This window comes from Aeromonas sp. R2-3 (assembly GCF_040908375.1).
GTDB classification, from domain to species: domain Bacteria; phylum Pseudomonadota; class Gammaproteobacteria; order Enterobacterales; family Aeromonadaceae; genus Aeromonas; species Aeromonas veronii.
This window is the reverse complement of sequence record NZ_JBFODP010000003.1, coordinates 116,786-129,267: the sequence shown is the minus strand read 5'-3', so window position 1 is coordinate 129,267 and position 12,482 is coordinate 116,786. Positions and strand designations below refer to the sequence as shown.

Sequence of the window (12,482 nt, the reverse complement as noted above, 5' to 3'; positions counted from 1 at the left end):
CCTTAATGCAAAGAGGATTTTCTATGGGCACCATCTTCACCCGCTGGATGGCCATCGTGCTGGCTGGTCTGCTGCTGCAAGGCTGCGGCTTTCACATGCGCGGCAACGGCATTCCGAGCGAGCTGATGACCATGAAGGTCGTGGGCGACAACAAGAGCGACTTCTACCGGATGGTTACCACCCGTCTGAAGGCCTCTGGCGTGACCCTGGCCGACAAGGAGGGCATTCCGGTGCTCACTCTGGGCGGTGTAGGCAGCACCAGTCAGGTTGCCTCGGTCAACGCGCTGGGGACGGACACCGAATATGTGCTGGGCTTTGGTACCCAGTTCACCATCTCGGTACCGGGCAAGCCAACTCAGGTCTTCCCCATCAACTTCAACCGCAGCTTCCTCAACAAGCCGGATGCAGCGCTCGCCTCCTCCCGTGAGCAGGAGCAGCTCAACCGCGAAATGCAGGAGCAGGCGGCCAATCAGGTGATCCGGCAGTTGAGTCAGGTCAGCTTCTGATGCGGATTTACCCGGAACAATTTGGTGACCACCTCAAAGCAGGGCTTCGGCCCTGCTATCTCGTTTTTGGCGACGAGCCCCTGTTGCGACTGGAGGCCATCGATGCCATCCGTCAGGTCGCCCGCAAGCAGGGTTTCGATGAGCGCCACACCTTCGTGGTGGAACAGGGGCTGGACTGGAATCAGGTCTACGATGCCTGTCAGGCCATGAGCCTCTTCTCCGCCCGTCAGATCATCGAGCTGGAGCTGCCCGCCAAGGTGGACAAGGATCTGGCCGCCCGCATCAGCGAAATTGGCAAGCAGCTTCATCCAGATTTGCTGCTGGTGCTGAGTGGCGGTCGCCTCAACCAGACCCAGATGAAGGCAGCCTGGTTCGACAAGCTCTACCAGATTGGCACCTATGTGCCGGTCAACCATCCGGAGCCCAAGTTCTTCCCGCGCTGGATGAGCGCCCGTTTTGCGCGTTTCGGCCTCAAGGCGCTGCCCGATGCCATCAACTTCATGTGCCACTCCTACGAGGGCAACCTGCTGGCCGCCAGCCAGGAGATCGAGAAGCTGACCCTGCTCTCGCCGCCCCAGCCCATCAGCGTCACCTATCTGCAAGAGACCATTATCCGCCACGCCCACTTCACCCCGTTCCAGCTGGTCGATACCCTGCTGGAGGGCAAGGTGAACCGGGCCCAGCGCATTCTGGCCGCCCTGCGGGCCGAAGGCACCGAGCCGGGGATGCTGGCCTGGACCCTCTGCCGCGAGCTGGAGCAGCTGACCGAGCTGTCGTTGGCGATGCGCAACGGCCAGCCGCTGGGTGAGCACTTCAGCCGCCTGCGCATCTGGCAGAGCCGCCAGCAGCTCATTCAGCAAGCACTGACCCGCCTGCCGTTTGCCAAGTTGCAGCAACTGTGGCAGCTGATGGCCCAGCTGGACGACGCCCAGCGCCGCTTCGATACCGAACAGGCTTGGCTGATGCTGCAGACCATTGCCCTCGGCTTTCGTGATGGCACCCCGCTGCCGCTGGTGATGGAGAGCAGCCCGTGCTGAAGGCGCCTATTGGCCTGCTGGGGGGCACGTTCGACCCTATCCATATCGGCCATTTGCGCCCCGCCATCGAGGCGCGCGATGCGATAGATCTGGCCGAAGTACGGCTGATCCCGAACCATATCCCGCCCCACCGTGCCAATCCGTTCTGCTCCAGCGAACAGCGCCTCGCCATGGTCAAGCTGGCGGCAGCGGAGAACCACCACTTTGTGGTGGATGAGCGGGAGCTGAGACGGGACAAGCCCTCTTACACCATCGATACCCTGATCGAGCTGCGTCGTGAACTGCCCGATACGCCGCTCTGTTTTCTGATGGGGATGGATTCCCTGCTGAGCCTGCCAAGCTGGCACCGCTGGCAGGAGCTGCTCGACTATGCCCATCTGGTGGTGAGCGTACGGCCGGGCTGGCAACCGGATTATCCGGCCGGGGTGGCGCAGCTGCTGGCGCGCCATCACACCCCAGATGCCAACGCGCTGCATCAGCGTCTGGCCGGTCATATCTGGCTGGCGGACAACCAGCCCATCGAACTGTCAGCCACCCGACTGCGGGCCTTGCTGGATGCGGGACAAGACACCCGCTACCTCTTGCCCGAGTCGGTTGCGCACTATATTGATCAACAGGGGCTCTACCGCGCCAACCGCCGCTAGCCCCTGTCGTAATCCCGCCCCGCCCGATGGGAAACGGGAGTGACCATGATATAATCCGCCGCCCTGACGCAAACGCTGCGCGCCGGAATACAGGAGAGACTCATTGCAAGGCCAAGAATTGCATGCCTTTATCATCGACAAGATCGATGACATGAAAGGCCGCGACATCATCACCCTCGATGTACGCGGCAAATCCAGCATTACTGACACCATGATCATCTGTTCCGGCAACTCCAGTCGTCACGTCAGCGCCATTGCCCACCATCTGGCCAGCGAAGCCCGCCACGCGGGTCTGGATCTGCTGAGCGTGGAAGGGCAACTGAGCGGTGAATGGGTGCTGGTAGATATGGGCTCGGTGATCGTGCATGTGATGCAGGATGAACATCGTGACTTCTACCAACTGGAAAAGCTGTGGAGCGGTGCCGCTCAAATGAATACGCAATAAGAGCACAAGTGTAACGACCATGAAGATCCAGTTGATTGCGGTGGGCACCAAGATGCCCGCCTGGGTAGAGCATGGCTTCGAAGAGTATCGTCGCCGCTTCCCCAAAGACATGCCGTTTGAACTCGTCGAGATCGGCGCAGGCAAACGGGGAAAAAATGCCGACATTCCCCGCATCCTGCAGAAGGAAGGGGAAGCCATGCTGGCGGCTGCGGGGCGCTCGCGCATCGTCACCCTCGACATTCCGGGCAAGCCCTGGACCACGGAGCAGCTGGCTACCCAGCTGGAGGCGTGGAAACTCGATGGCCGCGATGTAGCCCTGCTGGTAGGCGGGCCGGAAGGCTTGTCCCCCGAATGCAAGGCTGCCGCCGAACAGAGCTGGTCACTGTCACCGCTCACCCTGCCCCATCCGCTGGTGCGGGTGCTGGTGGCCGAGAGCCTCTATCGGGCCTGGAGCATCACCACCAATCATCCGTATCATAGAGAGTGAGCCATGCGTCTCTGGAGTCTCACCTCTCATATTCACCCCTATCACAGAGAGTGAACAATGCAGTTCCTGCTCTTATTGCCCCCAAGGGTCTTGAGGTAAAGGCATGCTGAAACAACGCATCGAAATGCGCGATCACAGTGCCGAGGGCAATCTGTTCTTCCGGCGCACCCTGGTAGCCTACATCGGTATCGTCGTGCTGATGCTGGTGCTGCTGGGCAATCTCTATTATCTGCAGGTCGAGTCCTACGACACCTACCAGACTCGCTCCAACTCCAACCGCATCCGCGTGGTGCCGGTGGCACCGCCACGGGGCCTCATCTATGACACCAACGGTGTGCTGCTGGCGGAAAACCGCCCGGTCTACAGTCTGGAAATCGTGCCGGAAGAGACCAAGGATCTCGAAAAAACCGCCGACCAGCTGATCACCCTGCTGGGTCTGCCGGAAGGCACCAAGGAGAAGTTCCTCGCCGAAGTGAAGCGCCAGCGCCGCTTCAAGCCGGTCGCCCTCTACGAGAAGCTGACCGAATATCAGGTGGCCCTCTTCTCGGTCAATCAGCATAACTACCCGGGCGCCAGCATCGAGGCCTACCTCAAACGCTACTACCCGTTTGGTGACACCCTCACCCATGCTTTGGGCTATGTGGCCAAGATCAACACCCGTGACGTAGAGCGCCTCGAGAAGGAAGAAAAACTCGCCAACTACGCGGCCACCAAGGATATCGGCAAGCAGGGGGTTGAGAAGTATTACGAGGATGAGCTGCACGGTGTGGCGGGCTATCAGGAGGTCGAGGTGAACAACCGCGGCCGGATTGTCCGCACCCTCAAGTTCCAGCCACCTATTCCGGGCAAGGATATCTACCTCAATATCGACGTCCGGATGCAGCTCAAGGCCCAGCAACTGCTGGCTGGCCAGCGCGGTGCCATCGTGATGATGGACCCGAAAACCGGCGCCATCCTGGCCCTGGAGTCGAGCCCCAGCTACGACCCCAACCTGTTCGTGACCGGTATCTCAAGCGCCAACTACTCGGCGCTGCTCAACGATCCGGCGCGGCCACTGGTGAATCGCACCACTCAGGGCATTTATGCCCCTGCCTCCACCGTCAAGCCCATGATGTCCATCATGGGTCTCAACGAGGGGGCCATCACCCCGGGCTACCGCTATTTCGGCGGCCCGAGCTTCTCCATTCCCGGTACCACCAAGAAGTTTCGCGACTGGCGCCGCTGGGGTCATGGCTGGCTCGACGTCTATCGCGCCATCGAGGTCTCGGCAGATACCTACTTCTACGATCTCGCCTATCGGGTCGGCATCGACAAGATCCACAGCTACATGACCAAGTTTGGCTTCGGTCAGTACACAGGGGTCGATCTCTATGAAGAGACCAAGGGTGTCATGCCGTCCCGTGACTGGAAGATGGCCCGCTGGCGCCAGCCCTGGTATCAGGGTGACACCATCTCTGTCGGTATCGGTCAGGGCTACTGGAGCGCCACCCCGCTCCAACTGGCCAAGGCGATCAGCATCCTGACCCAGAATGGTCACGACGTCACCCCGCACCTGCTCAAGAGCACAGCCTCCCAGGCGGGGGTAGTCGATGCCCCCATCAACCCCAATATCGCCCTCAAGCTCAAGAACGACAGCTTCTGGAAAGTGGCACAGGATGGGATGTGGCGAGTCAACCATGGCAGTGAAGGCAGTGGCCGTCACTCGTTTGCCAAGGCGCCTTACTCCTCAGGCGGCAAATCGGGCACAGCCCAGGTAGTCGGTTTGAAGGAAAATCAGGTTTACAACATCAAGACGGTCAAGGCGGAGCATCGCGATAACGCTTTGTTCGTTGCTTATGCCCCCTTCGAGGCACCCAAAGCGGTGGTAGCTCTGGTACTGGAAAACTCCATCGGAGGTGGTGGTGGTCGAGCTGCATCGCCCATTGCACGCCAGATGCTGGATGCCTATCTGCTGCCCCCTGATCCGCAACTGCCACCGGCACCGGAAAAGCCGTCCCAACCGAGTGAGGTCGCTCCCAATGAGTAATTCTGCCCGCCAGCAGAGCATCTGGTACAAGCTGCATATCGACTTGCCCCTGCTGCTCGGTCTGCTGGCCGTGATGACCCTCTCCATGGTGGTGCTCTACTCCGCCTCCGGTCAGGATATGGACTCCATCGTGCGCCAGCTGGTGCGCGGCGGTCTCGCCTTTGCTCTGATGATCGGCCTGGCCCAGCTGCCCCCCTCCCTCTACGCCCGCTGGTCGGTGCCGCTGTTCGCCGTGGTTGTGCTGATGCTGATTGCGGTGGACGTGTTCGGCCACATCGGCAAGGGGGCCCAGCGCTGGCTCGATCTGGGCTTTATGAAGTTCCAGCCCTCCGAGGTGATGAAGCTCTCCATGCCGATCATGGTGGCCGCCTGGCTCAGTCGCCACTCGCTGCCCCCCAAGTTCAGCCATGTGGTGATCGCCCTCATCATGGTGCTGCTGCCCACCCTGCTGATCGCCGCCCAGCCTGACCTTGGCACCTCCATTCTGGTGGCCGCCTCCGGCTTCTTCGTCATCTTCCTGGCGGGGCTCAGCTGGTGGCTGATCGGCTTGGCGGTCCTGCTGATGCTGGCCTTTATGCCGGTACTCTGGTTCTTCCTGATGCACGACTACCAGCGCCAGCGGGTGCTGATGCTGCTCGACCCGGAGAAAGACCCGCTCGGCCGCGGCTACCACATCATCCAGTCCAAGATTGCCATCGGCTCCGGCGGCGTCTTTGGCAAGGGGTGGCTGCAAGGGACCCAATCCCAGCTGGAGTTCCTGCCCGAGCGCCATACCGACTTCATCTTCGCAGTATTCAGCGAGGAGTTCGGTCTGGTAGGGGTTGCCCTGCTGCTGGTGCTCTACCTCTACGTCATCAGCCGTTGCCTGTTTATCTCGATGCAGGCCCAGAACAGCTTCGAGCGACTGCTGGGTGGTGCCATCACCCTCACCTTCTTCGTCTATGTGTTCGTCAACATGGGCATGGTGAGCGGCATCTTGCCAGTGGTAGGGGTGCCCCTGCCGCTGGTGAGTTATGGCGGCACCTCCATGGTGACCCTGATGGCCGGATTCGGTATCCTGATGTCCATCCAGACTCATAGAAGACTGCTCGCCTGATGAGACGGGTTGGATTGCTACTCTCGCTCGCCACCACGATGGCGACCGCCGCCGTGTCGCCGGATCGGTTGGCCCTGCTCGCCGAACAGCAGCAGGTGCCGCTGGCGGAGCTGCAGGCGGCCGTCGCCCGCGCCCAGTTACGGCAGGAGGTGCTCGACACCATCAGCAAGCCGTGGGAGGGCAAACCCTGGCATCGCTACCGGCCGCTGTTTGTTACCCCGGATCGCATCCGTGATGGCCAGCAGTTCTGGCAACAACATGCCGAGACGCTGGCCCGCGCGGAGCAGACCTATCGGGTGCCCGCCTCGCTCATCGTAGCCATCATAGGAGTCGAGACCTTCTACGGTCGCCAGATGGGCCGCCATCCGGTGCTCGATAGCCTCTACACCCTGGGGTTCCACTACCCGGAGCGCAGCGACTTCTTTGCCAAGGAGTTTGCCCAACTGGTGGTGCTGGCCAAAGAGGAAGGGTGGCAACTCGATACCCTCAAGGGCTCCTATGCCGGCGCCATGGGGATGGGGCAGTTCATGCCCTCCAGCTATCGCCACTATGCCGTCGACTTTGACGGGGATGGCAAGCGGGATCTGTTTGCCAACCCGGTCGATGCCATCGGCAGCGTGGCCAACTATTTTGCCAACCACCAGTGGCGCTGGGGCGAATCCGTGGTGGAACCGGCCCAGATCGGGTTGATGGCAGTCGAACCTCTACTCAGGCCTGAGCCCGAGTTAACACAACAGTGGTCAGAACTGGCGGCGGCAGGGATTGAGCTCGCCACGCCGCTGGCCCCACAGACGCCGGTCAAGTTGCTGGTGTTTGCCCAAGCCGATGGACCGGAATACTGGGTCGCACGGCATAACTTTTATGTGATCACCCGTTACAATCGCAGCCCACTCTATGCGATGGCGGTGTATCAACTTAGCCAAGCCATTCAGGAAGCGTATGCATCTTCGTCACAAACTCCTCCCGCTCAGCCTGAGCTTGTTGCTGGCCGCCTGTAGCAGCCAGCCGGAACAGAGCGCCCCCGTCGAGCCGCAAGCACCGGTCAGCAAGCCACCCGTTATCGAGATCCCGCAAGCCACCGGCGCCATTCCGCGCCCCGAGCCCCTGAGTGCCAGCGGCAACCGGGACTACTGGATCGGCAAGCAGAAGCACGAGGTGTGGCGCGACATCAAACACTACAGCGAAGAGGGCACCGCCAGCTGGTTGTCGCCGGATCTGGACGGCCAGAAGACCGCCAACGGCGATGTGCTGGACAGCAAGCTGTTCAGTGCCGCTCACCGCAACCTGCCCATCCCGAGCTATGTGCGGGTCACCAATCTGGACAACGGGCTGGAGACCATAGTGCGGGTCAACGATCGCGGCCCGTTCAATAGCCCGCGCCTGATCGACCTCTCCTACGCAGCGGCCAAGCAGCTGGAGATGGTCGATAGCGGTGAGGCCCGAGTACGGCTGGAGCTGATCAGCGACACTCCGGATCAGATGGTGATCATGGAGCCAATGAAGCCCATCGAGATGACCCCGACCACTCCGGCTGCGGCCTCCAACACGCTGTCGCAAGATGGCTTCCTGGGTGAACCGACCGCGCTGGCGATGGCCACTCCCGCTGCCGCACCCGCTCCCGCTCCCGCTCCCGTCAAGGCGCCCGCCGCCAAGCCAGCCAAAGCGGCACCTGTCAAGCCAGCGCCTGCCAAGGCCGCAGCGCCCGCCAGTAGTGGGGATGGCAAGATGATCCAGGTACTGGCCAGCGGCTCCCGGGATCGGGCCGAGGCGATGGGCAAGGTGATGACCCAGCGTTACGGCGTGCCCTACCGGATCGATGCCCATGGCGCCATTTTCCGGGTGCTGATTGGCCCGGTCGCCGCCGACCAGCAGGCAAGTGTGCTGGAAAAAGTACGTCAGGGCGGACTGGAACAGGCCTTTATCGTGCCCTGATCGTCCCCTTTTGCCGCGGATGTGACTAACCGCTTACTCACTGTCATCACGTCGTTTTATGGCGTGATGACAGGGAGTGATGGATAAAAAACCAGTTCTGATCGCCATCTCGGGCTATAACCTGCGGGCGCATCTGGTATAGTTAGGCCCGCATTTTATCCCCATCTGGCTCGCAGGAATTTCAAGATGTCCAAATTTGCCCGTTCAGTTCTTCTGGCCTCACTGATCAGCGTAACCGCCCAGGCCAATACGCCGGTGCCGACACCGACCCCGAATGCCATGCCCATGGTGGTTCCCGCCGCGCCGGAGATCTCCGCCAAGGCCCATATTCTGATCGACTACTACTCAGGTCAGGTGCTGGCCGAGCAGAACGCCGAAGAGCGTCTGCCGCCCGCCAGTCTGACCAAGATGATGACCTCCTACATCATCGGCCAGGAGCTGCTGAAGGGGAACATCAAGCGCACCGACATGGTGACCATCAGCCAGAACGCCTGGTCCAAGAACTACTCCGACTCCTCCAAGATGTTTATCGAGGTGGGCAAGCAGGTCTCCGTCGATGACCTGAACAAGGGCATCATCATCCAGTCCGGCAACGACGCCTGTGTCGCCATGGCTGAGTTCCTGGCAGGCAGCACCGACTCCTTCGCCAGCCTGATGAACAGCTGGGCCGCCAAGCTCGGCATGAACGACAGCCACTTCATGAACCCGCACGGTCTGGATGCGGAAGGTCACTACAGTACCGCTCACGATATGGCCCGTCTGGGTCAGGCGCTGATCCGCGACCTGCCGGAGGAGTACAAGATCTACTCCCAGAAATCCTTCGTCTTCAACGGCATCACCCAGCACAACCGCAACCGCCTGCTGTGGGATCAATCCCTGCAAGTGGATGGCATCAAGACCGGCCACGTCAGTCAGGTCGGCTATAACCTGGTCTCCTCTGCCACCAACAACGAAGGCATGCGCCTGATCGCCGTGGTACTGGGCGCCAGCAGCGAAGCCTCCCGCGCCGCCGAGAGCAAAAAACTGCTCACCTACGGCTTCCGCTTCTTCCAGAGCCTGACCCCGTACAAGGCAGGCACCGAGCTAGTTACCCAGAAGATCTGGATGGGCGACAAACCGGAAGTGAAACTGGGCGTCGACAAAGATGTCTCCGTGCTGGTCACCCGCGGTCAGGGTAACAACCTGAAGGCTGATTTCCAGCTCGACAGCGAGCTGAAAGCGCCGCTGGCCAAGGGGCAGCGCGTCGGTACCGTGTTCCTGAAACAGGGCGACAAAGAGATCAAGCAGGTGCCGCTGGTTGCCCTGGAAGAGGTGCAGGAAGGTGGCTTGATGAGCCGTCTGTGGGACTATCTGGTACTGCTGGTCACCAGCTGGTTCAAGTAATCCAACGCACAATCCTCACCAAACAGCGGCGCCAACAGGCGCCGCTGCTGTCTGTGACCGGCAAAGGCAGTGAATAACCCTGTAAACTGCAGGTTCCGCCTCACCCTGATTTGTGGTAAAAAGCAGCACTTCCATCCTTGTCTGACCGATCCTGGCCTTGATCCCGGTCCGGGCAGCGCCCATATAGTTATGAGCCGTGCCCATATAGACTTGAAATGGCGGCCTCCACGGGCCATCGGCCACTAGCCATCCAAGATGAAGTCATCCCGGTGATGACGCAAAAGGTGAGTAAATGAATACCAAGTTTGATGAACTGCTGGAGTTTCCCTGCAAATTCCCGTTCAAGGTACTCGGCGTTGCCGACCCGGCACTGCCGGAAATGGTGGTTGAAGTGCTGCAGCAGCACGCCCCCGGCACCTACAGCCCGACAGTCCAGCCCAGCTCCAAGGGCAACTACCACTCGGTCCGCGTGACCGTGACTGCCCAGAGCAAGGAGCACATCGAAGCGATGTACCACGCCCTTGGCAAGATCGAGCTGGTGAAATACGTACTGTAATTTCTCTCTCGCCCCGTTCTGCGGGGCGACTGTTTTTGGCCGCAGCACGCCGCGAGGACGCCATGTCATCCCAGATCCCCGCCCAGTCCAGCCTGATTGTCAGGCAGCTGGGTCGCCGCCCCTACCAGCCGGTATGGGACGCCATGAAAGCCTTCACCGACAACCGTACCAGCGATACCCCGGACGAGTTCTGGGTGGTCGAGCACGATTCCGTCTACACCCAGGGTCAGGCCGGCAAGGCCGAACACCTGCTCAATCCGGGCAATATCCCGGTGGTGCAGAGCGATCGCGGCGGTCAGGTGACCTATCACGGCCCGGGCCAGCTGGTGCTCTACGTACTAGTGGATGTCCGCCGCTGCAAATTCTCGGTTCGCGAGCTGGTGACCGCGCTGGAGACAGCCATCATCAACACCCTCGCCAAAAGCGATATCCAGGCCTATGCCAAGGCCGATGCCCCCGGGGTCTATGTGAAAAATGACCTTGGCATGGAGGCAAAACTGGCCTCGCTGGGTCTGCGCATCCGCAAGGGGTGCTCGTTCCACGGGCTGGCCCTCAACATCAACATGGACATGACCCCCTTCCTGCACATCAATCCGTGCGGCTATGCGGGCATGGCCATGACCCAGACCAGCGCCCTGGGCGGCCCGCAGAGCGTGGCCGAGGCGCAATCCATTCTGGTGGCCGAACTGGCTCGCCTGATTGGCTATCAAACAATAACAAACACCGAGAGTGAATCATGAGCAAACCCGTTCGTATGGAGCCGGGCGTCAAGCTGCGCGATGGCGACAAGATGGCCCTGATCCCGGTGAAATTCATGCCGGATCCCAACGAAGAACTCCTTCGCAAGCCGGACTGGATGCGGATCAAGCTGCCCCCCTCCAGCCAGAAGATCGAACATATCAAGAGCACCTTGCGCAAGAACAAGCTGCACTCGGTCTGTGAAGAGGCCTCCTGCCCCAACCTGGCGGAGTGCTTCAACCACGGCACCGCCACCTTTATGATCATGGGCGCCATCTGCACCCGTCGCTGCCCCTTCTGCGACGTGGCCCACGGCCGCCCGCTGGCACTCGATCCGGAAGAGCCGAAGAAGCTGGCGCTGACCATCAAGGAGATGAACCTCAAGTATGTGGTGATCACCTCGGTGGACCGCGACGATCTGCGCGACGGCGGTGCTCAGCACTTCGCCGACTGCATCCGCGAGATCCGCGAACACAGCCCGCAGACCCGCATAGAGATCCTGACTCCGGATTTCCGTGGCCGGATGGAGCAGGCGCTGGAGGTGTTCCGCGAGACCCCGCCGGACGTCTTCAACCACAACCTGGAAACCGCGCCGCGCATGTATCGCGTCGCCCGCCCGGGTGCCGACTACAAGTGGTCGCTGGAGCTGCTGCGCCGCATCAAGGAGATGCACCCCCACGTGCCGACCAAGTCCGGTCTGATGATGGGCCTTGGCGAGACCAACGAAGAGATCGTCGAGGTACTTAAAGATCTGCGCGCCCACGGCGTCAACATGCTGACCCTGGGTCAGTATCTGCAGCCGAGCCGCCACCACCTGCCGGTCAAGCGCTACGTGCCGCCCGCAGAGTTTGACGAGCTGAAAGATGTCGCCATGGAGCTGGGCTTTACCCACGCCGCCTGTGGTCCTTTCGTTCGCTCCTCCTACCATGCTGATCTGCAAGCCAAGGGCGAAGAGGTCAAATGATCTCGTACGACAGGGAGGCCAAGTAACCGCCACCCTTACAATGAAAAAGAGCGCCTATTGGCGCTCTTTTTATTAGTATCACTGACCGTTTCCGTTTGATGTGTTCAACAATCGTTGTCAAAGATCCCCTGCTGATGCCAGCGTTGCAACTGGGCCAGCACCCGGGTCTCCCGCGCCGTCCACTGGGGACAGGGCCCCGCCAGCTGGGTCTTGTTGGTCTGCAGCGCCTCATCGAGGGCAAACCAGCCGGGCACGAAGCCAAGGCGGATCTCGTAGGGCTGCGGCTGCGGGGCCACCAGCTGATCGCCAATCCGGCACAAGTAGTAGAGCGAGCGGATGCAGTAGGCATCGAACCCCGGCTCGCGGGCGGCGCGATATTCACGGGTCTCGCCAAGCAGGCCCCCCACTTCCCGCAGCTCGGCACCGCACTCCTCCAGCAGCTCGCGAGCGAGCGCCACATGGTGGCTCTCCCCCGCTTCAATGCCGCCCCCGGGGAACATCAGATCGCCGTTGACCCGGGAGTGGACCAGCAGCAGCTCGTCGCCACGGGGCACCACGGCACGCACCGTGAGGCGCTCAAGCGTGCGGCCATCGGTACGTACCTCGCCATGAACGAAAGAGAGATCGAACGGATTGGGCCAGCAGTTGGCCGGGGAGAGCATCGTCAT

14 protein-coding genes are annotated in these 12,482 nt (G+C 61.1%); 13 read left to right on the top strand and 1 reads right to left on the bottom strand.

All coding sequences use genetic code 11. The features are described 5' to 3' along the window. The first annotated feature begins 23 nt into the window (after window positions 1–23). From lptE to lipA, 13 genes are all read left to right on the top strand, one after another. Window positions 24–506 (top strand): LPS assembly lipoprotein LptE, encoded by a 483-nt coding sequence (lptE, locus tag AB5Z02_RS00600; protein WP_005335160.1) that lies wholly within the window; start codon window positions 24–26, stop codon window positions 504–506. After that, window positions 506–1,543, top strand: coding sequence for a DNA polymerase III subunit delta (holA, locus tag AB5Z02_RS00595; protein WP_042054737.1), 1,038 nt, complete (start codon window positions 506–508; stop codon window positions 1,541–1,543). The genes lptE and holA overlap by 1 nt, the downstream gene beginning before the upstream one ends. After that, window positions 1,537–2,187, top strand: coding sequence for a nicotinate-nucleotide adenylyltransferase (nadD, locus tag AB5Z02_RS00590; RefSeq protein WP_368214942.1), 651 nt, complete (start codon window positions 1,537–1,539; stop codon window positions 2,185–2,187). Before holA ends, nadD begins: the two co-directional genes overlap by 7 nt. A gap of 103 nt (window positions 2,188–2,290) precedes the next feature. Beyond that, window positions 2,291–2,632 (top strand): ribosome silencing factor, encoded by a 342-nt coding sequence (gene rsfS / locus AB5Z02_RS00585; RefSeq protein ID WP_005335165.1) that lies wholly within the window; start codon window positions 2,291–2,293, stop codon window positions 2,630–2,632. Window positions 2,633–2,651: 19 nt separating this feature from the next. Next, a complete protein-coding gene (gene rlmH, locus AB5Z02_RS00580; protein WP_005335166.1) occupies window positions 2,652–3,119 on the top strand; it encodes a 23S rRNA (pseudouridine(1915)-N(3))-methyltransferase RlmH in 468 nt (155 codons plus the stop codon). 103 nt (window positions 3,120–3,222) lie between these two features. Beyond that, window positions 3,223–5,145 (top strand): penicillin-binding protein 2, encoded by a 1,923-nt coding sequence (gene mrdA, locus AB5Z02_RS00575; RefSeq protein WP_005335168.1) that lies wholly within the window; start codon window positions 3,223–3,225, stop codon window positions 5,143–5,145. Continuing rightward, window positions 5,138–6,241, top strand: a complete 1,104-nt coding sequence (gene rodA, locus AB5Z02_RS00570; RefSeq protein ID WP_005335170.1) for a rod shape-determining protein RodA — start codon at window positions 5,138–5,140, stop codon at window positions 6,239–6,241. The genes mrdA and rodA overlap by 8 nt, the downstream gene beginning before the upstream one ends. Next, a complete protein-coding gene (gene mltB, locus AB5Z02_RS00565; RefSeq protein WP_231720122.1) occupies window positions 6,241–7,239 on the top strand; it encodes a lytic murein transglycosylase B in 999 nt (332 codons plus the stop codon). The genes rodA and mltB overlap by 1 nt, the downstream gene beginning before the upstream one ends. Next, window positions 7,181–8,173 carry a septal ring lytic transglycosylase RlpA family protein gene (locus AB5Z02_RS00560; protein ID WP_368214939.1) on the top strand — a complete coding sequence of 331 codons (993 nt, stop codon included), beginning with the start codon at window positions 7,181–7,183 and terminating at the stop codon, window positions 8,171–8,173. Before mltB ends, AB5Z02_RS00560 begins: the two co-directional genes overlap by 59 nt. Before the next feature lie 186 nt (window positions 8,174–8,359). After that, entirely contained in the window at window positions 8,360–9,556 is a 1,197-nt protein-coding gene (locus AB5Z02_RS00555; protein WP_005335176.1) for a D-alanyl-D-alanine carboxypeptidase family protein, read from the top strand. A gap of 292 nt (window positions 9,557–9,848) precedes the next feature. Next, the gene (gene ybeD / locus AB5Z02_RS00550) at window positions 9,849–10,112 is read left to right on the top strand and encodes a DUF493 family protein YbeD (protein WP_005335178.1); all 264 of its coding nucleotides are present in this window, start codon (window positions 9,849–9,851) and stop codon (window positions 10,110–10,112) included. 62 nt (window positions 10,113–10,174) lie between these two features. After that, window positions 10,175–10,852, top strand: a complete 678-nt coding sequence (lipB, locus tag AB5Z02_RS00545; RefSeq protein WP_368214936.1) for a lipoyl(octanoyl) transferase LipB — start codon at window positions 10,175–10,177, stop codon at window positions 10,850–10,852. After that, a complete protein-coding gene (gene lipA / locus AB5Z02_RS00540) occupies window positions 10,849–11,814 on the top strand; it encodes a lipoyl synthase (RefSeq protein ID WP_005335190.1) in 966 nt (321 codons plus the stop codon). Before lipB ends, lipA begins: the two co-directional genes overlap by 4 nt. A gap of 104 nt (window positions 11,815–11,918) precedes the next feature. Here the strand turns inward: lipA and AB5Z02_RS00535 are convergent, their stop codons facing one another. Further along, window positions 11,919–12,482 (bottom strand): NUDIX domain-containing protein, encoded by a 564-nt coding sequence (locus tag AB5Z02_RS00535; protein ID WP_368214933.1) that lies wholly within the window; start codon window positions 12,480–12,482, stop codon window positions 11,919–11,921.

What these genes read in the sequence shown, in the direction of transcription:
- lptE (WP_005335160.1), top strand. Translation starts at nt 24, where the DNA reads ATGGGCACCATCTTCACCCGCTGGATGGCCATCGTGCTGGCTGGTCTG.
- holA (WP_042054737.1), top strand. Translation starts at nt 506, where the DNA reads ATGCGGATTTACCCGGAACAATTTGGTGACCACCTCAAAGCAGGGCTT.
- rlmH (WP_005335166.1), top strand. Translation starts at nt 2,652, where the DNA reads ATGAAGATCCAGTTGATTGCGGTGGGCACCAAGATGCCCGCCTGGGTA.
- mrdA (WP_005335168.1), top strand. Translation starts at nt 3,223, where the DNA reads ATGCTGAAACAACGCATCGAAATGCGCGATCACAGTGCCGAGGGCAAT.
- rodA (WP_005335170.1), top strand. Translation starts at nt 5,138, where the DNA reads ATGAGTAATTCTGCCCGCCAGCAGAGCATCTGGTACAAGCTGCATATC.
- mltB (WP_231720122.1), top strand. Translation starts at nt 6,241, where the DNA reads ATGAGACGGGTTGGATTGCTACTCTCGCTCGCCACCACGATGGCGACC.
- AB5Z02_RS00560 (WP_368214939.1), top strand. Translation starts at nt 7,181, where the DNA reads ATGCATCTTCGTCACAAACTCCTCCCGCTCAGCCTGAGCTTGTTGCTG.
- AB5Z02_RS00555 (WP_005335176.1), top strand. Translation starts at nt 8,360, where the DNA reads ATGTCCAAATTTGCCCGTTCAGTTCTTCTGGCCTCACTGATCAGCGTA.
- ybeD (WP_005335178.1), top strand. Translation starts at nt 9,849, where the DNA reads ATGAATACCAAGTTTGATGAACTGCTGGAGTTTCCCTGCAAATTCCCG.
- lipB (WP_368214936.1), top strand. Translation starts at nt 10,175, where the DNA reads ATGTCATCCCAGATCCCCGCCCAGTCCAGCCTGATTGTCAGGCAGCTG.
- lipA (WP_005335190.1), top strand. Translation starts at nt 10,849, where the DNA reads ATGAGCAAACCCGTTCGTATGGAGCCGGGCGTCAAGCTGCGCGATGGC.
- AB5Z02_RS00535 (WP_368214933.1), bottom strand. Translation starts at nt 12,482, where the DNA reads ATGACGATGCTCTCCCCGGCCAACTGCTGGCCCAATCCGTTCGATCTC.